This window comes from Peribacillus sp. B-H-3 (assembly GCF_048572925.1).
In the GTDB taxonomy this organism is placed as follows: domain Bacteria; phylum Bacillota; class Bacilli; order Bacillales; family DSM-1321; genus Peribacillus.
In genome coordinates this window covers 1,568,610-1,590,809 of record NZ_CP183879.1, presented here as the reverse complement: position 1 = coordinate 1,590,809, position 22,200 = coordinate 1,568,610, and the positions used below count along the sequence as shown (strand labels likewise).

Genomic DNA, 22,200 nt, shown 5'->3' with positions numbered 1-22,200 from the left:
TTCGTGCTCTTTTTGTTTCTATTATGTTCTGTTATGATTATGAGTAGTATTCCATATGTGATTAGAGGTTTTTCTATGAAATTAGCAATGTTACACAATACTTTAATTGATTTGAATCGCATCTCCCCTGATCAGCTGCAGCCGCTTTATGAAAAGAGCAAAAATGGCGAGCTTTTTTGCAGACAATGCGGAAATCCTGTGCGTCTTTATATAGGAATTAATGAACTTCCCCACTTTTACCATCCGTCCAAGGCCCAGCGCTGTGATGCTGCAGAAACGGAAAGCGAAACAGCAGCTGCCAATGAAACAAACAGCCAGCAGGAAGAAGAGTCCGGTGAAGGATTCAGGCTGCCAAAATCAAGGGCAATTGCAGAAACCAAGACAGAATACCTTCCATACTGGAAAAGCGAGATTGTCAAAGGAAGCCCGGCCTATCGCTCCAAGCCGCCAGTTTCCTCCGATATAAATGATGACTTCTTTAAGCAGCTTAACGAACAGAAAATTGTGCTGGACAAGCAGCAGACTGACGCAGCCACTGCAACCGAAGGCCCCTTGCTTGTGCTTTCAGGTGCCGGAAGCGGCAAAACCAGGGTGCTGACAGTCCGGACTGCCTATATGCTTACAGTTAAAAAAATCGATCCGAGGAGCATCATGCTTGTCACCTTTACTGCCAAGGCGGCCAATGAAATGAAGCACCGGCTTTTAACGTATCCTAATATCACCTCAGGGGTGCTTTCTCAGCTCGTAAACGGCACTTTCCACAGTATTTTTTATAAAATCCTGATTTTTCATGAACCTCATAAATGGCAGCGTGAGCGTTTAATCAAGTGGGACTGGGAAAAAGAGAAGATTCTGAAAATGGCTGCACGGGAGATGTCCCTTGATGAAAAGGAATTTTCCTTTGAAAATGCCATCGCGCAAATTGGCTTATGGAAAAACTCCCTCATCTTCCCTGATGGCATCCAGCCTCGGGATGACTGGGAAAAATCCTGCGCCGCTTTATATCAGCATTATGAAGAATATAAGGAAAATAACGGCCGGTATGATTTTGATGATATGCTCGCCGGGTGTTATTCATTCTTAAAAGATAACCCGGAAATTCTCGAAAAATATCAGCAAAGATTCAAGTACTTTCTTCTGGATGAATTTCAGGATATTAATAAAGTTCAATACGAACTGATCAAGCTCCTGTCAAAGCAGACAAAAAATATTTGTGCCGTAGGAGATGATGATCAGGCCATCTATTCTTTTCGCGGCAGCAATCCGTCCTTCATCTTGAATTTTGAAAAAGACTATCCTGGTTCAAAAGTGGTGAAGCTCACGGAAAATTACCGTTCTTCGCACGAAATTGTGTCAGCAGCCAACCGGATTATTAAACGCAACCTTCACCGTATGAGCAAAACCATGAGCGCACAGCACAATGATGGCACTCCTGCTGTCATGTTTTATCCTTATGATGAAGAAATTGAAGCAACGATGATTGTGACGGACATTCAGGAGAAAATTCAAAACGGGGCAAGTCCCGGGGATTTTGCGATTCTCTACCGGACCCATTCTATGTCGAGGGCCATATTTGAGCGGCTCGCTTCATCGACGCTTCCTTTTGTGATTGAAAGGGATGCAGAGAGCTTTTACGAACGGAGACTTGTACGAGGTATGCTTGCTTTTATGCGCCTCAGCCTCACACCTCAAGATCCGAAGCCTGCAGGTGAAGTCCTTTCTTCCCTTTTCCTGAAGCAAAGCGTCCTTCAGGAAATGAAGGCTCAGACCATTTTGCAGGATTGCGATTTTATTGATAGCTTTTCTTTTGTAAAAACTGGACATGCTTTTCAGGAAAAAAAGCTTAAAGCACTGCCCAAAAAAATTCGTTCACTGAAAACCGTCTCTCCGCTTGTTGCTTTAGAAATCATTGAAAAGGATTTGGGCTTTAAGGATTTTGTAAAAAAGCGCGGCAATGATGGAAGTGCTGAAAAGGCCTCCGATGATATACGGGATTTGCGGGTAGCCGCCAAACGCTTTGAAACGCTGGCCGAATTTATTGAACATGCAGATCATATGACAGCGATGATTAAAGAAGTGAAAAACCTTTCGAAGCATTTTACAGACAGCATCCAATTAACAACCATCCACCGGTCCAAGGGACTTGAATATAAAACCGTTTATATTCTGGCGGCAGTAGACGGCAGCCTCCCTCATGACTTTTCCCTTGAGGAATACAGAAATGGAAATGAAAGCTCCCTGGAAGAAGAACGGCGCCTGCTTTATGTGGCAGCAACCAGGGCACAGGAACAGCTGTACATTTCCGTACCAAAAACAAGACGCGGAAAAACGGCCTATCCTTCACGATTTTTAAAGGCGCTGAAAAAATAGAAACAGGCGGGGGTTTTTCCCCGCCTGTTTCATTTGGTTCAGGTACAAATAGGTTTTACTTTTTATTCAGCATATTGGCAAGTGTGCCAAAGTCTAATTTGTTTCCGTCTTTTACGATGCTTGCCACAATTTTATCCTCTGTTTCCTGATTTACCGGCTTTTTCGCAATTTGAGAAACCCTTTTGATTACGCTCCGCACTGTCGCTTCATCTTTAAAGTTAGCTCCCTGAAGAGAATTTGCCAGTTCAAAAACATCCTTCATATTTACACCGGTTTTGCCTTCAATGTTTTTAAAAAAGTTATTTTCCATTCTCTAAGCCCTCCTTCTCTGTAATATCCTATGCGCTCGGGGGGGAAATGGTTCATAGGAGTTTTTACAGCAGGAGGAAACAGGTATTTAACAAACTGAGCACATCTGCATATGATATGTAAAAGTTATATAGGCAGGAGGAAATGCTGTGTTTTTTTCCCGCAGGCCAAAGCAAATTGAACGCCGGGTTGGAGAGCTAAAGGAAGTATCAAGAACAGAAGCAGTTGTGGAAACGGATACTGAAAGAATTTCCTTCCCGCTTGCTTTTGTAACAAAGATTGAAGCTAAACAGAATGAAGTGAACATTCATTTGAACGATAACGCTCGGAACGTACTGAAAATAAAACCATTTAGTAAAAACGCATCCGCCGAAAAAAGTAGAAAGCATGAAGCTGTATGGATAAATCCCTTGCTTTTCCCGCCAGATAAACCAAAGCGGGTACCATCCCGTGAAAATACGGAGGTATGCACCTTCAGAAGAGAACTTTGTCTCAGCCTTTTCTGCCGCTGCAGGAAAAATGGCCAAACACCGGAGAACTTGCTGAGAAAACATATGAGCAAGAAAATTCATTTATTATTTTAACGGAATAGGCGCCGCCTATTCCGTTAAATAAAAAGCTTAGCATAGCGCAGCGCCCACAATGATCAAGAGAATAAATAATACAACGATCAAAGCAAATCCAGAGCCATATCCTCCTCCGTATCCTGCTCCATAACCATAGCCTGGTCCGTATCCTCCCCATCCATATCCATACATTCCGCTTCACCTCACTTTGGGTTCTCCCTTCTAACATATGACAGGAAACCCAAGGTGTATAGGCAAACTCCATAGATATATAGCCTATTTCAAAAAAGATACACTCAGTGCACTCAGCCCTTAGGTTTAAAAATCAGTGCCCCGATGAATCCGAATATGATGGCGGCTGAAATACCTGAGCTCGTTACTTCGAACATGCCTGTTAACACGCCGATAAGCCCATGCCGCGCTGATTCCTGCATCGCGCCATGCACTAAAGAATTACCGAATGAGGTAATGGGAATCGTTGCCCCGGCTCCTGCAAAATCAATGAGGGGCTCATAAAGGCCAAAGCCATCCAATATTGCACCTGCAACAACTAGTGTACTAAGCGTGTGAGCTGGAGTAAGCTTGGCAACATCGAACAGAAGCTGTCCGATAACGCAAATGATTCCTCCTACAACAAATGCCCAAAAAAACATAGGCAGCATAGCAGATTCCTCCTTTTTTTAACAGCATATTTGCTGATCGTTTAGGTTAACTCTTTCTTTAATTCAACGATTTCCCGGAATTTCTTTTTGGCTTTTTTCTCTGGAACATCTTCTTTTTGCAGCATTTCATTTAATCGCACGGATTCAAGGAAAATCTTATAATCACTCGACACGATGAATTGATGATCAGGAAATTTCTGCTTGAGTTTTCCTGTTACCTGTTTTTCGATACTTTTCATCTGGAACCTGTGAAGATGCTTCACCTTGTAAGCGACGATAATGGTTTTTCCATGCTTGACCGTCACCACGTCATAAATGTACTTATGGCCGGCTACTTCTTTTTTCACTCTTTTCGCGGTATCATCATTTTCATTAGAAGTTTTGATGATATCCATTGGAGCTGGATCGATTTTCTTAACAAGTGACAAATCATCATTATTCTGGCCATCTCCTGAACAGCCTGCAAGAATAATAAAAAGAATGAATACAGGCAAAGAAAACCATTTGCCTATTCCTTTTTCTCTGAAGGTTAACATTTTTTCACTTCCCGTATTTTGGTTATACCTCTATTTTCTTTTATGAAGAGAGAATTTATGAATGGTAGGATAAGGAAATTACAAAGAATCAGTTTGTTCATTTCTAATTTTCCGCAAAAAAAATAGACCTTATCCATTAAGATAAGGTCCCATCCCTTTTATTATCTTCCTTTATTGCAGCCGCAGCCTTTCTTTACAGCTACCGGCGGGCTTTTTTTAATAGGTCTTTGCACAATGTTTATGGGCTGTTGTTTTCTGATCATCACAAAGCCTCCTTTTAATTATATTGTTAGTATATGAAACGGGAAAAAGCTTTGTCCCTTTCAATCACCCATTATCTTTGCGATTACCACTTCAAACACTGATCCGATGGCTGCTATGGAAAGGACAAGGATCACTGCGTCGCCGGCGGGATTTTTAAGAAGGTATAGCCCATACAGAAATATGCTGACCCAAATTCCCGTACACCAAAAACAGCTCAGCAGTTCTCCAACCCATCGTTTCATCCCTTTATCTTTCGGCAGGAGGTAAATCTCGGAAACGCCTTCTTCGTTTTCCTTCTCAATTTCATTAAAAAATGGTCTCCGGAAAAATTCAGTAATCTTATCATACACAATCAGCCTTGTTAACCGGAAGGAAGCCAAACCGAGCAGAATAATGGCAGCAGGATGGATGGTTTCGAGGTACATCAGCTTCACCGCTTTCATGAGAGTTTTATCATGCTTTAAACAATGGTGAAGTCTCGAATATCCTGGAGGCTGACAACATGAACCGAGCTGCCGACTTTAATTTTCACATCACCGTCCTGCTTGCCGATAATTTGAAACCGGATTTTACTTCCATGAATGACGGCTTCACAGTAAGGCTTTGGCGATCCTTTGGGAGTTTTCAATACCCGCGTTATCTGTTCTTTCATCTTCTTCAATTCCTTGGGATCCATTCTCTCTTCCTGATATACTGGCAATGCTTCTGCTGGCTGTTCCTTTTCTTCTTCGCCGCTCATCAGCCTCTTAATCATATTTGATTCTTTTTCGAGGATTGCATTAATTTCTTTAATCGCCTCGGCATTTCCTGCAGGCTTGGGATCTTTTACCGTTTTAATCGCTTCTATCTCATCCTCTATTTCTTTCATGGCGTCATACACGCCAAATTCCACCTTCACCTGTTCAAGTTTTCTTTCTTCATCTTCTTTTTTCCGGCTTACCGCATCCTCTTCAAGGACCTTTTTCTCTTCCTTCTTTGGATGTTCCTTTTCTTTATTTTTAGAGCGGTACTCTTGCTGCATATTTGGCTTTGGGCCTTCTGTAATATCTGGCTGGATGATATAAAATAGCGGTTTAGTCGATGCTCCTTCTTTCTTGTTGTCTGCCATATTCCGCCTCCTAATATTTCAGTATGCTGATGCTTTCAAGCAGGCTCTCTGGATATTCTGTCATTTTCCTGCCGAATTGGTGCCTGATGAACAATATAGAATCATTCCTTTTTTCCAGGCGTCCAATTACTGCTTTGCCATTGAAGGTAAATCGGCATACCGGCTTTGGGGCAAAGGCCGGCAATTTCGCAAGCTTTTCAAGCAGAATTTCCTGAGAAAGGGCATTTTTAATACTTACTCTTGGAATGCTGCATTTTTGCTTATCTGATTTTTTTATGACCTCATTAACCGAACGGACTCCGTCAATTAAGAAAAAGTGCTTCTTTACAGTATGAATAGCCGCTCCCCCCTTTATAAAATCGGACTAATGTACATTCATTTTGGGTAACCAGACAGATCAATAACACCGGTCTCTTCATAATTGGACCATTTTCCGGTCTATGTACAATATATTTTTCTTTTTTGCATTTATGTATGGTATTGCATGCTTCCAGGCAGAAGAAATTATATCAGTGATTTTAAACGGAGCAAATAGGAGTAAAGTTAAGGTGAAAGGGTGCATTGCCACAAAAAAAAAACGCCTCATATGAGACGCTTCTTTGCAGACATAAATCATTAGCCCATTACATGGTAGCCTGAATCCACATGTATATTTTCACCTGTAATGCCTCTTGAAAGAGCGCTGAATAAGAAAAGGGCTGTATCCCCTACTTCTTCAGGAGTTGTTGTGCGGCGAAGAGGAGCTTGCTCTTCAATTTTCCGCAGAATGGAGTTAAAGTCACTTACGCCTTTCGCTGATAGAGTCCGGATAGGGCCTGCAGAAATGGCATTCACTCGGATGCCATGTTTACCTAAATCGTTTGCCAGGTATTTTACACTTGCTTCAAGTGACGCCTTGGCCACTCCCATAATATTATAATTCGGAAGAACACGCTCGCCGCCAAGATAGCTCATCGTTACGATAGATCCGCCTTCTGACATCAGGCCTTGCGCTGCTTTCGCAACTGCTGTCAGTGAATATGAACTGATGTTATGCGCAAGCAGAAAGCCTTCTCTGTTTGTATTCATATAATCGCCGTTCAGTTCTTCTTTATTGGCAAAAGCGACACAGTGGGCAATCCCGTGAATCACTCCTGCTTTTTCCTTAATTTCTTTAAAGCATTGTTCAATGGACTGATCTTCTGACACATCGCATTGAAGAATCAGGGAAGATGCTCCATCAAGAGTTGCAGCAAGCTCACGCACACTTTTTTCCGTGCGTTCCCGTCCATATGTAAATATTAATTTTGCGCCAGCTTCATGAAGAGAACGTGCAACTCCCCATGCGATACTGCGTTTATTTGCAACACCCATCACTACAAATGTTTTACCTTCTAAAGAAAGAGTCATAGCCTCATGCCCTCCAATTTATTACGAGTCATTAGTACCTAGTACTTAATTCAAGTATAACAAAAAACAGCGCAAAGAAACACCTTTGGGGGTTTTTTATTCCTGCCGTACATGTGCCTTCCTCTTTCCTTTTGAAAACCTATAAGAGCTAAAACAAGCTGCGGGATGAAATTCCCATTCATGGCCTATACTAGATGATGAGAAACATAGCCTGTTTTTATTAAAAGCAATGGTGGTACTATAAATGTATCGTGTGAATGAAGCATTAGGGGGAGTTTTTATGAAAATAGATATTATCGGAGACATCCATGGCTGTTTTGATGAATTTGAGTCACTCACAAAACAGCTGGGATATGACTGGTCAAAGGGATACCCTGTTCATCCGGATGGCAGGATTCTTGGATTTGTTGGAGATTTGACCGATCGCGGACCACATTCACTGAAGGTCATTGAAGTTGTTTATGAATTGGTTCTTATACATAAGCTGGCTTTGTATTCGCCCGGAAATCATTGCAATAAGCTTTATCGTTTCTTTTTGGGCAACAAGGTGCAGATTACATATGGCCTCGAAACCACTGTAGCAGAATATGAAGCCCTTCCCGCAAGGAGCCAAAAGAAAATCAGAAAGAAATTCATAGATCTTTATGAGCAGTCACCACTATATCAGATTGCTGACAGCAATTCTCTGATTATTGCACATGCTGGCATAAAAGAAGATTATATTGGTAAGACATCAGATAAGGTGAAAACCTTTGTCCTTTATGGAGACATCTCAGGCGAAAAGCATCCTGACGGCTCACCGGTAAGGCGTGACTGGGCGAAGAGCTATAAAGGAAAGCCCTTAATTGTCTATGGCCATACCCCGGTTAAAGAGGTGCGGCATATCCACAACACCTTTAATATTGATACAGGCTGCGTTTTCGGCGGAAAATTAACCGCCCTGCGCTATCCTGAGCTCGAAACCGTATCTGTGCCATCTTCCATGCCTTTTCTTCCTGAAAAATTCCGCAGTACCTTTGATTAAGACAAGCCCGCTGTAGGCTGAACATAACTAAACAAAAAACCTCCTGGTAAGACCATCCCAGGAGGTTTTTTTGCATGTGCTCTATTAATCTTTTTTGTTTTATTTAGAAGTTTTGTAGCATCATAACTGAAAATTACCAGCGCTTTTTTCAGACATATTCATAGCCTTTTAATTGAGGCAAGCAGCTTTTTCATATCTTCCGGCAGCGGTTCTGAAAATGTCAGTTCCTTCTCCAGGAATGGATGATAGAAAGTCAGCTGACTGCAATGAAGTGCCTGGCGCAAAATGGCCTGGCGGCTTCCTCCATATAAATCGTCCCCTGCGAGAGGATGTCCAAGATGGGAAAGGTGCACCCTGATTTGATGGGTGCGGCCGGTTAAGAGCCTGAGCTTCACATGGCAATAGCCGTCATAATAGCCCATAACCTGGTAGAGTGTACAGGCATATTGCCCGTCCTCCCTCACTTCTCTCTCGATGATGCTGTCAGGATTTCTTCCGATAGGGGCCTCTATACGGCCCGACTCACAGGAAATGGACCCTTCTGCAACGGCATCATACGTGCGTTTTACACCACCGGCTTTTTGCTGTTCACTAAATAAATGATGGACATGCCGATGTTTTGCAATAAGCAAAAGGCCTGATGTATCCCGATCGAGCCTTGTGACAACATGGACGGTAGATAACAGCCCTTTTTCCTGATAATATCCAGCCAGTGCGTTTGCCAGGCTGCCCTCTGGATGTTCACGTGAAGGGATTGTATTCATGTAAGGAGGTTTGACAAGAACCATGACATAATCATCTTCATATTTAATGGAAAGCGGCAGTCTCTCAGCCTTTAATCCTTCACTCCCGGCTTCAGGAGGAAAATGCACTTCCACCTGGTCACCCTCATGCAGTGAATATCGTACAGTTGCTTCAATGCCATTCACCAGGATCCTCCCGCCGCCAAATTTAATGGCGGTGAGAGCCCTTTTTGAAATATCCCGGCCTGATAAGAATTCGCGGAGCAGCTTTCCTGACTGCCCTTTTTCCACCCTCCAGCTTAAGGTGAAATGCTGTTTGCTGCTGTTGTTTGACATGAAGTTTGCCATAGCTCCTTAGTTTGCAATGAATGAATCGTGTACTCTCTTCCAAAAAGGAAAAGGACGAAACCGTGCAAAACGTATTTTTTCATCTGCTACGCGATATTGAATGGACTTTACGTCCTGATGAAGCAGGGAAAGATGATCCACAGTGATCTGGAAATTCGCATTATTTACCGGGCGCAGCATACAGGTATGGTGCGCAGGAAGCAATAATGGAGATCCGATTGTCCTAAATACCCGGTTATTGATTGAGGCCATTTCTGCAAATTGAATGGCATCAAAGGATGGATGGATGATCGCGCCGCCCAAAGCTTTATTATAAGCTGTACTTCCTGTTGGTGTTGAAAGGCACAAGCCATCTCCGCGGAAGGTTTCGAAATGCTGCCCCCGAATTTCCACATCCATGACAAGTGTACCTTCCACACATTTCACAGTGGATTCATTCAGCGCAAGGAACCTTGATTCACGGCCTCCATGCTGGTAACGGATTATCACTTCCAAAAGAGGATACTCAACAACCTGGAATGGAGTTTTAGCCACTGCAATGACAAGCTTTTCAATCTCGTCCGGCGTCCAGTCTGCATAAAATCCAAGATGGCCTGTATGCACACCGACAAAGGCCGTCTTATCAAGCCGGTTTTTATATCGGTGAAAGGCATACAGCAATGTCCCATCGCCACCGACTGAGATTACAATATCCGGCTGGTCTTCATCATATTCAAGGTTGAAATCCTGCAAATAGGTTCGCATTTTACTCATTAATGTATTTGATTTTGTATCCCCTTTAGAGGTTATGGCAAATTTCATGATAATCCTCCCTTCCCTTTCCTTCCTGCATTCTTCAGAATTCCTGGCCATCCTTTTTCCTTGAAAACAGCCTTTGTGCTTCTTGTATTTCCAGTCTGATTTCTGACATCTCTTCATCAAGCAGGAATGCTGCTTCAGATGCTCTTTTCAGCCGGATTTGAATATCCTCAGGAAAATCTCCGCGATATTTATAATTTAACGAGTGTTCAATCGTCGCCCAAAAATTCATGGCGAGTGTCCTTATTTGGATTTCAACAAGGATCTTTTTTTCTCCGTGTATCGTCTGAACCGGATAACAGATGACAACATGATAAGATCTGTATCCGCTCGCCTTTTTGTTCGATATGTAATCTCTCTCTTCGATGATTTCAAAGTCATTCCTGGCCCTGAGCAGCCCGACCACCTGTGATATATCCTCAACAAATTGGCACATCATACGAAGGCCTGCAATATCCTGCATTTCCTCAGATAGCTTATCAAGCGGTATATTCTTTTGGATTGCCTTGTCGAGAATGCTGACAATCGGCTTTACTCTGCCTGTGACAAATTCAATAGGCGAATGAACATGACTTCGTTCAAACTCCGCTCTCATTCCTTTTAATTTAACTTTTAATTCATCCACTGCTTTTTTATATGGAGCTAAAAAATCTTCCCATTGTTCCATAAGCCGCCACCGCCTATCCCTGCACAGCCGGGCAGGATGGCAGGCTCAGCAGCAGTCCGGGTTTAAATCCCTGACTATCGTCAAACCTGCTTCTCGCTGCTTTTGCCGGCTGCCGTAATATTTACCTGTATAAAATATAACTTCTCCTATGCCTCTGATTGTTATGAAACCAATCAGGCATTAACGGCAGCCATTCCAGATTTAAGCTCTAAATCTGCATGACATTCACTGCCTGTTAAATCGCAAACGTTTTTTCTACCTTACCAGAGAATTCTTCTCCATAGTTGCTGTTTCCTTTAATATTATCAATTAAGTATTCCAGTTCTTCATATATACCCTTTAATTCGAGGGTATTATCACCTGCTTTGACAACAGCAGGCATTTTTTTCTCCCATGCGGATTTAAGCGGAGCCCAAACTCCTTCATGCAAAGAAATGTATGTATATCCTTCATCAGTTTCAGTTAAGTAAATAAATGCAAAATGATCGGAATCAACCAGCATTTGTTCTTTTGGATGCAAGGAAGTTAAGTTAGCGGTTTCATCCGCAAACAGCAGCAATGTGCCATCAGATATTTTTGCATCTTGTACCATAATCGTTTTTCTCATCATTCATCCTCCCCAGTTAACGTATATATTTTATCACAACCCATACACGAATCCTAAAAATCAAGATTGCTTCTTCAAAAAAAAATAGGGATAATATAAAAAGCGTAAGCGCCTGTTCAGCTTGCGAAGCAAATAGGGTTTTGGCAAACAGCCAATATAAAAAAGCATTAGCGCCTGCTGGCGAAAAAACTAAAAGCGGCTCGTTTTTCATTCTCTTGTGCCTTGAGGCCTCGAGAGGCTAGGCGCCGCATTATATGATGCAATGGGAAGGGATTGGATACAATGGATCAGCATATAGAAATCGAGTTTAAAAATTTGCTTTCTAAAGAGGAATTTAATAAATTAACAAGCTACTTTAATGTTGAAGAAAGTGATTTCATTCTTCAGGAAAACCACTATTTTGATACTTCGGATTTTGCTCTGAAGAATCAGCAATCTGCACTGCGGATTCGTTTAAAACAAGGAAAGCATGAGCTTACATTAAAACAGCCGGCACGTGATGGATTGCTGGAATCCAATCAGCAGCTCACTCCAATGCAGGCAGAAGCTTTTCTAAAAGGGGAAGGCTTTCCGGAGGGGGAGATTCAGCAGCTCTTGATTTCAGTAAATGTAGATCCCCAACAGATTGAATTCTTCGGCACATTAAAAACCAGCAGATTTGAACGTCCATATAAAAACGGACTGCTTGTTCTAGATCACAGCCATTATCTTGGCACCGAGGATTTTGAAATGGAATATGAAGCGTTAAGCAGATCCGAGGGACAGGAAATTTTCACCAGTATCCTGGAAACACTTCAAATTCCTGAAAGAATGACCGAAAATAAGGTTAAGAGATTTTATCTTCAAAAAATAAAAAAAATGAGCGAATAAACTTTCTGAGGTGAATTCAGTGAATATACAAGATGTTAAATTAATGCTTCAGCTGCAGGGGCTAAATAACCTAGCCCCTTCACAAAGCATATCTGATTCAAGTGATTCAGGTTCTTTTGGGGATATGCTCGCAGGCATCCTTGACAGCGGATCACAGGGGAATGCCTCGCAGTCTTTAGGGGAAGTATTTAATGCAATTGAAAACATGCCAGCTCTCTCAGCTGTCAAGCCTTCCCTTACCTTGCCCCCTTCCATGCCCCCTGTTTCACTTGCATCTTCCAATGCAAATGCTGCACCGGACACCAAGGGAGATTACAGCGGTATAATCAGCCAGGCAGCCTCTCTTTATAATCTTCCCGAGAAGCTGATTCATTCTGTCATTAACCAAGAGTCAGGTTTTAACCCTAACGCATCAAGTGCGGCAGGCGCTTCAGGACTAATGCAGCTCATGCCTTCCACTGCACAGGGACTTGGCGTAAAGAATATTTTTGACCCAGCTGATAATATCATGGGCGGCAGCAAATACCTGAGCCAAATGATGAACCGCTACAACGGAAATACGGAGCTTGCTTTAGCTGCTTATAATGCCGGTCCGGGAAACGTGGATAAACATGGCGGAATTCCTCCATTTAAGGAAACACAAAATTATGTGCAGAAAATCATGAACAGCTATTTAAGCTGACCATGCAAACAAAAGCCTTTGCCGTTTATGAGTATGGATGTGCTTCTGTTCCTGAAGTGCAATGCCTATCATATACGTACATTGGCTTTTTTTTACCTCCATTTAGAAAACGCTTACAAAGTTGGCTGTTAAGCTTTTCCTTAACTTGAGCTGGAGGGGCAAAGCTGAAAATTTGAGATATTCTAAGTCACTTGATAAAATATTCATATTAAATCCATTCTTCTTTAAAGGAGTAATCCGCATGGCACAAGGAAACCCTACACCCTATGAACTGATTGGAGAAGGGCTATTACACAGGTTAATTGATGTATTTTACTCCAAAGTAAGCAAACACCCGGATTTAATACCCATTTTTCCTGATGATTTGTCTGAAACTGTACGCAAGCAAAAGCAGTTCATGACTCAATATTTAGGCGGGCCACCGCTTTATACAACAGAACACGGCCATCCGATGCTCCGGGCTCGGCATATGCCATTTAAAATAACAGAAACCCGTGCAGAAGCCTGGCTGTCTTGCATGCGGGAAGCAATGGATGAAACCGGAATTGATGGCGACATCCGCGAATTTTTTTACCATCGTCTTTACTTGACCGCACAGCATATGGTTAATTCTGCACAAACGGACGAGAAAGGAGTAGACTTTTGAGCTCTCAAAAACCGAATTTCAATGTTACCGAGTGGATAAAATCCCAGCATTGTTATGGTATAGGAAAAAAGCCCATAGAAATATACGTATTTGTTGATCCCTTATGTCCTGAATGTTGGGCCCTTGAACCAATAATTAAAAAACTGCACATTGAATACGGCCAACTATTCAGCATTAAACACGTAATCAGCGGCAAATTGGCAACTCTTAACGCGGGAAAAAATAAATCCTATGAAAGTCTTGCCCAGGTTTGGGAAAAAACAGCCAGCCGGTCAGGCATGTCATGCGACGGCAATTTATGGCTGGAAAACCCGATTGTTTCTCCCTACAGTGCTTCCATTGCCATTAAAGCGGCTGAACTGCAGGGCAGATTACTGGCAGCACGCTTTTTGAGAAAACTGCAGGAAGTACTGTTTCTTGAAAAACGCGATATTTCAAAAATAGATGTGCTGATTGAGATAGCAGGCAGTGTCGGTTTAGATGTCGAGGAATTTAAGAGAGATATAAATTCTTCGAGTGCCGCAAAAGGCTTTCAATGTGACTTAAAGATCACATCCGAGATGGAAGTAACGGAAATTCCATCACTTGTATTTTTTAACCATAACATCGATGAAGAAGGAATTAAGGTTTCAGGCATTTATCCTTATGACGTATATGTTCATATTCTTGAAGAAATGCTTACTGAACTGCCTGCTCCTGCAGATCCCCCTTCATTGGAGAGTTTTATCCGTGTCTTCAAATTGGTTGCCGCAAAGGAAATTGAAGTGGTTTACAATATGAGTAAATCACAGGTTGAAAAAGAAATGAAAAGGCTCGTTTTAAAACAGGTAGTAAAAAAGGTTCCTGCAAAATACGGTATATTCTGGAAATACTCAGAAGAAGCCGAAAACTGCTCACCCCCGAACTGAAAGCCCGCTGCTTTTAGATTTGGGGCTTTTTTCTGCATCCTGCTCTGCACAAGAAAGAAGACCCTGCTAAAATAGCAGGGCCTTCTTTATCTATTTATACGAACAAAGGGGATGGGAGAAATTTTTCACGATCAAACAAAGGGGTATAAGTTTGCTGTGATCAACCTCACTACTGTAATATATCAGATATTATGCACTCGTTTCAAGGTGTATGTGTACTTCTTCACAATATTGTCATATTTAAAGAAACCAAGAATAATACCCCTGTCTGGACATAGCTTGTAATAAATGAAATTTCCGGGGTGGCTGAATTTGAAGATATTAATTTTGCTTTTGATTCTTCCTTGTGCACTGTTCATCCAGTTATTAGGCATCATGCATCTAATTCCTCTATACTTAAGCTCCAGCGTTTTATTTGTAGCACTGTTTCTTCTTATATTAAGCATGAATTCCCGAAGAAGGTTTAAAGGGTTTTAACTGTTATATACCAGCCAATAAGCTGAGCTCGTTAGGTGCCAGGCTTTTTTTAAAGCTCTTTTTTTAAAGATTGTTGTTTTTTTAATTTGTTATGTGAGGCGTTCCCATTGTCAAGTCAGGTTTTATTGGAGCGTAAGGTGCGAGACTCCTGCTTAGATTAGCAGAACTGGTGAGACCCCTAAGGCGCAGCTAAGCAGGCTCACCGCCCGCCCCGCGGAATATGAGTATTCTGGAGCGGAAATCAGCCGCCATGTTCCAAAGGCAGAGTTTACGAAAACAGCCGTAAACAAAAAAGCCTTAGAACGCTAACATCAGCATTTTAAGGCTTTTAGCTTAAGCTTAGTATAAAAGATAATCAACAATAAGGATGCTTCCGCTGTCCCCAATATGAAAGGCGGGGCGATTATCGCCAAGCGTCTGCAGAGTTTACGAAAACACAGCCGAAGAGGGTGCTTCCACAGCACCCTCTTCTTTATTCATATTTAGGATAAAAGTGATTCCAATTCATTCAGTTTTTCCTCAAATACTTTCAGAGCTTCCCTGACAGGCTCTGCCTGGGTCATATCGACCCCAGCCTTCTTCAGGACTTCAATTGGATAATCAGAACTTCCGGATTGAAGGAATGCAATGTAGCGGTCTACTGCCGGTTTGCCTTCTTCAAGAATCTGCTTGGAAAGAGCAGTTGCTGCACTGATTCCCGTTGCATATTGATACACGTAATAATTGTAGTAGAAATGCGGAATCCTGCCCATTCCAAACCAATTTCCTCATCGATAACAATGTTTTCTCCAAAGTACTTCTTATTGAGATCATAATACTCTTTTGTCAGCATATCTGCAGTCAGGGCTTCCCCATTCTGTGCTTTTGTGTGAATGATATGCTCAAATTCAGCAAACATGGTCTGGCGGAATAAAGTGCCTCTGAAACCTTCAAGATAATGATTCAATAAATAAATCCTTTTCTTCTCGTCATCAATTGTCTTGAGCAGATAATCGTTCAAAAGATTTTCATTGCAGGTGGATGCCACTTCTGCAACAAAAATCGAATAATTCCCATAAGGATATGGCTGCATTTTTCTTGTATAGTAGCTGTGGACAGAATGGCCAAACTCGTGGGCAAGTGTAAATAAATTATTTACATTGTTCTGCCAGTTCATCAGGATATATGGATTTGTGCCGTATGCTCCAGAGGAATAGGCACCGCTTCTTTTACCTTTATTCTCCTGAACATCAACCCAGCGGTTTTCAAACCCTTCCTTCAGAACTTCAAGATATTCTTCACCAAGCGGCTGCAGACCTTTTAGAACGTACTCCTTTGCTTCTTCGTAAGAAACTTCCATTTTCACTTCTTTAACAAGCGGAGTGAAAAGATCATACATGTGAAGCTCATCAAGCCCAAGCACCTTTTTCCTTAAGTCAATGTATCTGTGAAGAAGGGGCAGATGTTCATTTACTGTCTGAACCAGGTTGTCATAAACACTTTCAGGAATATTATTATTGCTTAATGCAGCATGGCGTGCCGAATCATAATTTCGTGCTTTCGCAGTAAAGTTCTGTGCTTTTACCTGGCCTGACAGTGTACTTGAGAATGTATTCTTGAATTTATCATATGTAGAATAAACTCCTTTAAATGCATCTTCCCTTACACGGCGGTCTTCGCTTTCAAGAAAACGGATATACCTGCCATGGGTAATTTCCACTTCATTCCCCTCTTCATCCTTGATGACAGGGAAAGTTAAGTCCGCATTGTTCAGCATGCCAAATGTATTGGAAGAAGCATCGAAGACTTCTGCAGCCTGAGCAAGAAGTGCTTCTTGTTCTGCAGATAGCACATGCGGACGCTGAAGATTGATTTCCTCAAGGGAATGCTCATAAAGCTTAAGCTCTTCGCTCTCTTTCAGGAATTGCTCTACCTTGCCCTCATCTAAGCTCAAAAGCTCAGGCACAATATAGGAAAATGCGCTTCCAGCCTGTGCATATAGAGTTTTTGCGCGGTCATCCATTCCCTGATAAAAAGAATTCGTTGTATCCTGGTCATAACGCATATGAGAGTATGCATATACTTGCCCAAGCTTTTCAAACACTTTATCCTGGAACTGCAGAGCAGCAAATAGCTTATTCGCACTTTCTCCCAGTGTACCTTTGAAAGCATCGGCTTTCTTCAATTCTTCTTTAACTGTTTCATACGCAGCTTCCCAATCTTCTTCTGTAGCAAAAATATCCTCAAGTTTCCAGGTTTGTTCAGCTTCCACCTCGCTGCGTCCTGGAAGCGTACTTATTTTTGTTTGCTGTGTCATAAAAAAGTCCTCCATTTCTGTTAAAAGCACCTGTTTTTCTTTCAATCCCTTAGCAGGATCTTTATTTACTAATTCTCCATTTTGAGCAAAAATCCTGCTTTTGTCCGAAATCCGAAATAAATTCTTTCCTAATATAACCTTCCATTCTAGTTTACTCCATTTCCCTCTTTAAAATCATTGATTTGAACTTCTCATAAAACACTTTCTCCATCATTACGCTTTCTTCGCTGTCCCTTGGTATATTTATTTTTCTATTGACCTTAAATATTCCGCTTCCTTTTTCCCTTAGGATGCCTGCTTTAGCAAGAAATCCGGCATAATGACTTAACGGCACCTTGTAATCGCAGTCTGATTGTGGAATTAGCGGCAGATTCCTTAAGCGAATATGCCCTCTTTTTACCCGCTTCAAAAAGGCTTCGGCAAAGTGCTCGATATGAATGCATTCATTGATTTCTTTCTTTGCAAGAAGATCTGTATAAAGCCAGGCCTGCCAATAAACAGCCGGCGTTTCTATGATTTCCATAGAAGGAACGGGCAAACCGATTTCCGGAGGAAGTGCGGATACAGACAGGCGGTTCAGGTAGAGAGATTGATGAAAGGGGTGTGAAGATTTTGCGGTGTATATGCTGTTAAGGCACCAGGAATGCCTCTTAATGCGCCATTGTTCAACTAAACTGCGATAATCCGGTATCGGAGCCATTAATTTAAGGGGAGAGAGTTCAGTTAGAGGATAACTTTGGTGTTTTGCAAAAGCAGTTCGTGACGAAAAAGGAATAATGCCATATAACAGGCCAAATTGCTGTGTCACGGGGCAGAACGTAAATATTAGGGGTTTACAGCGGGGACTGCATAAAAAAAGCCAATGATACCTAGAAAAAGAAAATGAGGAGCTGCCTGCTTTCCTGATATTCTTTTCGGCCAATATCCAAATGGGTGTTATATTCTGACTGACATAGGCAGCAGTTCTTTTCATAAATTCATCCTCGGATATGACCGAGCATTGAAATTCAATCGCGTATCTTTTCTTCTTGCTGCAGATAAGTATATCTGCTCTCTGTTTGATTTCTGGAATGTAGCATTCCAGAAATACTCTTAGCCCCGGCCTTTTGCACCATTCAAAAATGCTTCTTTTCCCTTCAAGATGATAAGGGGACTCAGGCTCTGATGTGGCGGCACATTCTATGTTTTGTTTATGGGCAAAATGAGGCCTTTAAAATCACCGGAGCTTCACAGCAGGGGCAATAATAACTTTCTCCCAGTTTCCAATCCTGAATTGCCTGTTTGGTCATTTTATAAGGAAGCGTAACGATTGTTCCGTCCCTTTTTTTCGCAGTCAGCATATTCCTCCCCCTTTCCTGCTATACATTCTTCCTGACCATGCTCAATCCCTTTTTTTAACAAAAATCTCTGTTAAACAACGCTGTTGATTTTAGTAAAGGCTCTTTTCTTAAGGATTGTTGTTTTTTAATGAGTTCTGTGAGGCGGTCTCGTTATTAAATAAGGTTGATTGGAGCGTAAGGTGAGAGACTCCTGCGGGATTAGCGGGAAGGTGAGAACCCGCAGGCGCAGCAGAGGAGGCTCACCTTCCGCCCCGCGGAAAGCGAGCCTCCTGGAGCGGAAATCAACCCCTTGTTCCATAGCAACAAAGTTTACGAAAACAGCCTTTCTTAGAGATTGTTGTTTTTTTCATGAGTTCTGTGGGGCGTCTCGTTATTAAATAAGTTGATTGGAGCGTAAGGTGCGAGACTCCTGCGGGATTAGCGGGAAGGCGAGAACCCGCAGGCGCAGCAGAGGATGCTCACCTCCCGCCCCGCGGAAAGCGAGCATCCTGAAGCGGAAATCAACCCCTTGTTCCATAGCAACAAAGTTTACGAAAACAAAAATAGCCTCAGTAAAAAAAGGAACCTTATTGGCCCCTCTAATATTCACTTATTGCACTAAAAAACCTTTAGTGCAGTAAGCGGTAGTCAAAAATGATTGATATTATTGATATTAGGCGGGGAATTTTCCATAAACTCTTTCATCATTTCCTCTGCAGGTCTTTTTTTATTAGCTTGTTTTGTCTTTACAATCAGCACGATCCCTATTACAGCGATGATTAAACTGAAAACATATGCCAGTTTGAACTGATAAAAAGAAATACCTCTTGCATATCCATCGATAGCTAAGACCATAAAGTGCCAATAAATAGTGAAAACAATGTCCAAAAGCAGTAAAATTCCTCCTATTACTTTCACCTATACACCCCCAGTTATTACCAAAACTATAACATATTTTGTATTCAACATTGTATATATTCTTCTAAACTGCACCAGTGCAAGAACAGAAAATGGCTGCAGAACAGCTTCCTTTAAGAACTGACGCATAGAGTCTAACAAAAAAAGCCTGAGGAAATCCTCAAGCTCATTTTGCTTTTTACTGCTACCTGCATCCTTCCGCTCATAAAAGGGGCGATAGCAGCCGTGAAGTTGACTCGATTAATTTTAATCCGATGTTTCTCTTCGAAAATGTTTCGATAAGGAGTTCTCTTGAAACAAGTATATCCTGCAGATAATCATTCACGAGCTTTTGGGTGCTTCTAGTTCTATACAGGAAAGCATTTACTTCAAAATTCAGATGAAAGCTTCTCATATCCATATTAGCAGTCCCTATCGAAGCAAGTTCGTTATCTACAATTACAATTTTGCTGTGCATAAAGCCATTTTTATATTCAAATATCCTTACCCCTGCCTCCAGCAGCTCCGGAAAATAGGAGCGGGACGCATGATACACAATTCGCTTATCGGGATTTTTCGGAACCAGCAGCCTGACATCAATTCCGCTCAAAGCTGCAATTTTCAGCGCCTGAAAAATATCTTCATCTGGAATGAAATAAGGAGATGCAATCCAGACAGAGTCCTTTGCCGATGTAATCATGGAAAAGAAAATGCTTTTAATGACTGTCCATTCATTATCAGGACCACCGGCAATCATCTGTACACCGCCATGGCTATTTTCAATCGGAAGATTTGGAGACATATACTCGTCTGTTAAAAAACTGCGGTCAGTGCTGTAGTACCAATCCTGAAGAAAAATCAGCTGCAGCGTGCGCACTGCTTCTCCCTTGGCCATTAAGTGGGTGTCCCTCCAAAAGCCAAAATGCTCGTTCCTACCTAAATATTCATCGCCGATATTCAATCCTCCCATGAATCCGACAGATCCATCGATAACAATAATTTTCCGGTGATTCCGGAAATTAAATTTGTTATTCAAAAAAGGCAAATGTACAGGGCCAAATGCCACGGTTTCTACACCAGCATTTTTAAGCTCCTGAATATAGGTTCTTGAAAGCTTCCAAGAACCTACAGCATCATATAAAAACCGGACCTTAACACCTTCCTTTGCTTTCTCAACCAGTATATCCTTGATTTCAGACCCAATCTTATCATGGCGGACAATATAGTATTCCATGTGGATATGATGTACAGCTTTTTTCAGCTCCTCAATAATGGATGAGAAGGTTTGCTCTCCATTGGTCAAAATCCTGGTTTCTGTGGCAAAAGAGATTGGGCTGTTGCCAATCCGGTGTGCCAAGTTAAATAAATTCCGCTGATGATCACCCATCCTCATGATTTTTTCCTCGATTGCCTCCGGTTCACCAGCAATGCTCTGATAAGCTTGTTTATCTAAAAAGAACTTTTTCCTGAACATTTTTTCTTTCCTGTAGTTCCTGCCGAACAAAAAATAAAAAATAAAGCCAACAAGCGGAAATGCTCCAAAAACAATCAGCCAGGTCAACGTTTGGGCTGGATGCCTATTTTCAAGAAAGATGATAAATCCTATAATAAATAAAGAAATCGACAATAAGAGGCTAAAGTAGCTTAATATGTCTCCGTCCAAGCTTTTTCTGAATACAAACCAAATTCCTGCCAGAATTAATGCCAGCAGCAGGACACGAAACGTATTTTTCAATAAAAAACACCTGCCCATTTTCTAAAAGTGCATCTTGAAAGTGCCTGCTATCCCAATCTAAGGTGCATGCAAAGTTTAATCTAATGCAAAAAAAGCCGATTCCTAAACGAAATCGGCTTTAAATCAAGAAAAGTATTTATAGACCGTATCGAAAACATCATTTTCCATTACAACTTTCCCATACTCCTGAAGCATGTGAACTGTAATCGGCGATTCCTCGCTATACTCTAAAAGAATGCTCAGGATATTGTCTATTTCCTCTTCTTCAATATCCTCTTCAGAAAATTCTATATAAAGAAAATATTTATCACCGTAGGCATACAGTTTTGTATTTAAACCATCTAATCCGCTTCGTTTACTGAGGGCAATTAAATCTTCAAAATCCTTAAATTCAGTGATAAATTCAATAAATCCATCTTCAAACTGGACAGTTGAGTATTCCTGCTGCTTTCCCTGAAAATGCTGATCGAGCAGGGATTCAATTTTTTCATCCACAGGAAGATCTTTCATTTTTTCATCTGTTAAAGGAAGTTCAATTTTCTGCCCATCCTTCGTCAGCTGCGCTTTTGTTACCAGAACTTCCAGCCCTTTTTCAAGCGCCTGCACCTGGATCCACAGCGGGCCTTCAATCATGAACTCTTCTTCCTGATGAACTTCATCCATCATTTCCCAGAAAAGTTCTTCACTTCGTTCCCGGCTGTACCAGATCTCCTCCCGGTCAAATCCTCTTTCTTCAATATCTATATATGAAATATAAAACTTAACTGTATCATCATTAATTCGTTCGATTTCCACTATTCTCCCTCTCCCTTCTGGTCACATTTTGAAGGGATAATTACCCCCGAGCTGTTTAGGCTCTTTATATTATCTTTACCCATCGAGCCAATTTTGTAACCACCAGCACGATGGTAAAAAATATTCTAGTTTTATTACATTTTATGATAAAAGCATGAATAAGGGAAATAAAAAAGCTTACATT

At 41.6% G+C, this 22,200-nt stretch carries 20 protein-coding genes and 3 pseudogenes; 7 read left to right on the top strand and 16 right to left on the bottom strand.

Annotation, left to right across the window (positions count from 1 at the left end; translation table 11 throughout):
• The first annotated feature begins 75 nt into the window (after positions 1 to 75).
• On the top strand, positions 76 to 2,370 hold the full coding sequence (locus tag ACN6MY_RS07835; RefSeq protein ID WP_419883457.1) for a UvrD-helicase domain-containing protein: 2,295 nt from the start codon (positions 76 to 78) through the stop codon (positions 2,368 to 2,370).
• A 55-nt stretch (positions 2,371 to 2,425) separates the two neighbouring features.
• On the opposite strand, the gene ACN6MY_RS07830 is transcribed toward ACN6MY_RS07835, so the two are convergent.
• Positions 2,426 to 2,680 (bottom strand): stage VI sporulation protein F, encoded by a 255-nt coding sequence (locus ACN6MY_RS07830; RefSeq protein WP_090987526.1) that lies wholly within the window; start codon positions 2,678 to 2,680, stop codon positions 2,426 to 2,428.
• Positions 2,681 to 2,828: 148 nt separating this feature from the next.
• Here ACN6MY_RS07830 and ACN6MY_RS07825 point away from each other — a divergent pair, with 148 nt between their 5' ends.
• Complete coding sequence (locus ACN6MY_RS07825; protein WP_419883456.1) at positions 2,829 to 3,263, top strand: hypothetical protein; 435 nt, start codon at positions 2,829 to 2,831, stop codon at positions 3,261 to 3,263.
• A gap of 36 nt (positions 3,264 to 3,299) precedes the next feature.
• Here the strand turns inward: ACN6MY_RS07825 and ACN6MY_RS07820 are convergent.
• The 6 genes and pseudogenes from ACN6MY_RS07820 to fabI all read right to left on the bottom strand — a co-directional run.
• Positions 3,300 to 3,377: pseudogene (locus tag ACN6MY_RS07820) on the bottom strand (YjcZ family sporulation protein); the annotation flags it as partial.
• 173 nt (positions 3,378 to 3,550) lie between these two features.
• Positions 3,551 to 3,907 (bottom strand): stage V sporulation protein AE, encoded by a 357-nt coding sequence (spoVAE, locus tag ACN6MY_RS07815; protein WP_071351963.1) that lies wholly within the window; start codon positions 3,905 to 3,907, stop codon positions 3,551 to 3,553.
• Between the two features lie 41 nt (positions 3,908 to 3,948).
• Positions 3,949 to 4,443 carry a YhcN/YlaJ family sporulation lipoprotein gene (locus ACN6MY_RS07810; RefSeq protein ID WP_419883455.1) on the bottom strand — a complete coding sequence of 165 codons (495 nt, stop codon included), beginning with the start codon at positions 4,441 to 4,443 and terminating at the stop codon, positions 3,949 to 3,951.
• A gap of 323 nt (positions 4,444 to 4,766) precedes the next feature.
• Entirely contained in the window at positions 4,767 to 5,150 is a 384-nt protein-coding gene (locus tag ACN6MY_RS07805; RefSeq protein WP_419883454.1) for a DUF1360 domain-containing protein, read from the bottom strand.
• Positions 5,151 to 5,167: 17 nt separating this feature from the next.
• Positions 5,168 to 5,815 (bottom strand): hypothetical protein, encoded by a 648-nt coding sequence (locus ACN6MY_RS07800; RefSeq protein ID WP_419883453.1) that lies wholly within the window; start codon positions 5,813 to 5,815, stop codon positions 5,168 to 5,170.
• A 615-nt stretch (positions 5,816 to 6,430) separates the two neighbouring features.
• Positions 6,431 to 7,204, bottom strand: coding sequence for an enoyl-ACP reductase FabI (fabI, locus tag ACN6MY_RS07795; protein WP_419883452.1), 774 nt, complete (start codon positions 7,202 to 7,204; stop codon positions 6,431 to 6,433).
• A 280-nt stretch (positions 7,205 to 7,484) separates the two neighbouring features.
• Between fabI and prpE the strand changes: the two genes are divergently transcribed.
• Positions 7,485 to 8,228: a bis(5'-nucleosyl)-tetraphosphatase PrpE gene (prpE, locus tag ACN6MY_RS07790; RefSeq protein WP_419883451.1), complete on the top strand. Its 744-nt coding sequence runs from the start codon at positions 7,485 to 7,487 to the stop codon at positions 8,226 to 8,228.
• Positions 8,229 to 8,386: 158 nt separating this feature from the next.
• On the opposite strand, the gene ACN6MY_RS07785 is transcribed toward prpE, so the two are convergent.
• The 4 genes from ACN6MY_RS07785 to ACN6MY_RS07770 form a co-directional block, all read right to left on the bottom strand.
• Complete coding sequence (locus ACN6MY_RS07785) at positions 8,387 to 9,307, bottom strand: RluA family pseudouridine synthase (protein ID WP_419883450.1); 921 nt, start codon at positions 9,305 to 9,307, stop codon at positions 8,387 to 8,389.
• 18 nt (positions 9,308 to 9,325) lie between these two features.
• The gene (locus ACN6MY_RS07780; protein WP_419883449.1) at positions 9,326 to 10,120 is read right to left on the bottom strand and encodes an NAD kinase; all 795 of its coding nucleotides are present in this window, start codon (positions 10,118 to 10,120) and stop codon (positions 9,326 to 9,328) included.
• A 34-nt stretch (positions 10,121 to 10,154) separates the two neighbouring features.
• Positions 10,155 to 10,784: a GTP pyrophosphokinase gene (locus tag ACN6MY_RS07775; protein WP_071351972.1), complete on the bottom strand. Its 630-nt coding sequence runs from the start codon at positions 10,782 to 10,784 to the stop codon at positions 10,155 to 10,157.
• Positions 10,785 to 11,019: 235 nt separating this feature from the next.
• On the bottom strand, positions 11,020 to 11,394 hold the full coding sequence (locus ACN6MY_RS07770; RefSeq protein WP_419883448.1) for a hypothetical protein: 375 nt from the start codon (positions 11,392 to 11,394) through the stop codon (positions 11,020 to 11,022).
• A gap of 279 nt (positions 11,395 to 11,673) precedes the next feature.
• Here ACN6MY_RS07770 and ACN6MY_RS07765 point away from each other — a divergent pair, with 279 nt between their 5' ends.
• The 4 genes from ACN6MY_RS07765 (at position 11,674) to ACN6MY_RS07750 (ending at position 14,497) form a co-directional block, all read left to right on the top strand.
• A complete protein-coding gene (locus ACN6MY_RS07765) occupies positions 11,674 to 12,261 on the top strand; it encodes a CYTH domain-containing protein (protein ID WP_419883447.1) in 588 nt (195 codons plus the stop codon).
• Between the two features lie 19 nt (positions 12,262 to 12,280).
• Positions 12,281 to 12,943 carry a lytic transglycosylase domain-containing protein gene (locus ACN6MY_RS07760; RefSeq protein WP_419883446.1) on the top strand — a complete coding sequence of 221 codons (663 nt, stop codon included), beginning with the start codon at positions 12,281 to 12,283 and terminating at the stop codon, positions 12,941 to 12,943.
• 241 nt (positions 12,944 to 13,184) lie between these two features.
• Positions 13,185 to 13,589 (top strand): globin, encoded by a 405-nt coding sequence (locus ACN6MY_RS07755; RefSeq protein WP_419883445.1) that lies wholly within the window; start codon positions 13,185 to 13,187, stop codon positions 13,587 to 13,589.
• Entirely contained in the window at positions 13,586 to 14,497 is a 912-nt protein-coding gene (locus tag ACN6MY_RS07750) for a ClpXP adapter SpxH family protein (RefSeq protein WP_419883444.1), read from the top strand. The genes ACN6MY_RS07755 and ACN6MY_RS07750 overlap by 4 nt, the downstream gene beginning before the upstream one ends.
• Positions 14,498 to 15,456: 959 nt before the next feature.
• On the opposite strand, the pseudogene pepF reads toward ACN6MY_RS07750, so the two are convergent.
• The 5 genes and pseudogenes from pepF to mecA all read right to left on the bottom strand — a co-directional run bounded on the left by pepF (position 15,457) and on the right by mecA (position 22,016).
• Positions 15,457 to 17,270 (bottom strand): annotated as a pseudogene (gene pepF, locus ACN6MY_RS07745) (oligoendopeptidase F).
• A 151-nt stretch (positions 17,271 to 17,421) separates the two neighbouring features.
• Positions 17,422 to 18,559: pseudogene (locus ACN6MY_RS07740) on the bottom strand (competence protein CoiA).
• Between the two features lie 678 nt (positions 18,560 to 19,237).
• Positions 19,238 to 19,507, bottom strand: coding sequence for a hypothetical protein (locus tag ACN6MY_RS07735; protein WP_419883443.1), 270 nt, complete (start codon positions 19,505 to 19,507; stop codon positions 19,238 to 19,240).
• 202 nt (positions 19,508 to 19,709) lie between these two features.
• On the bottom strand, positions 19,710 to 21,221 hold the full coding sequence (gene cls, locus ACN6MY_RS07730; RefSeq protein ID WP_419883442.1) for a cardiolipin synthase: 1,512 nt from the start codon (positions 21,219 to 21,221) through the stop codon (positions 19,710 to 19,712).
• A 123-nt stretch (positions 21,222 to 21,344) separates the two neighbouring features.
• Positions 21,345 to 22,016, bottom strand: coding sequence for an adaptor protein MecA (mecA, locus tag ACN6MY_RS07725; protein WP_419883441.1), 672 nt, complete (start codon positions 22,014 to 22,016; stop codon positions 21,345 to 21,347).
• Positions 22,017 to 22,200 lie beyond the last annotated feature (184 nt).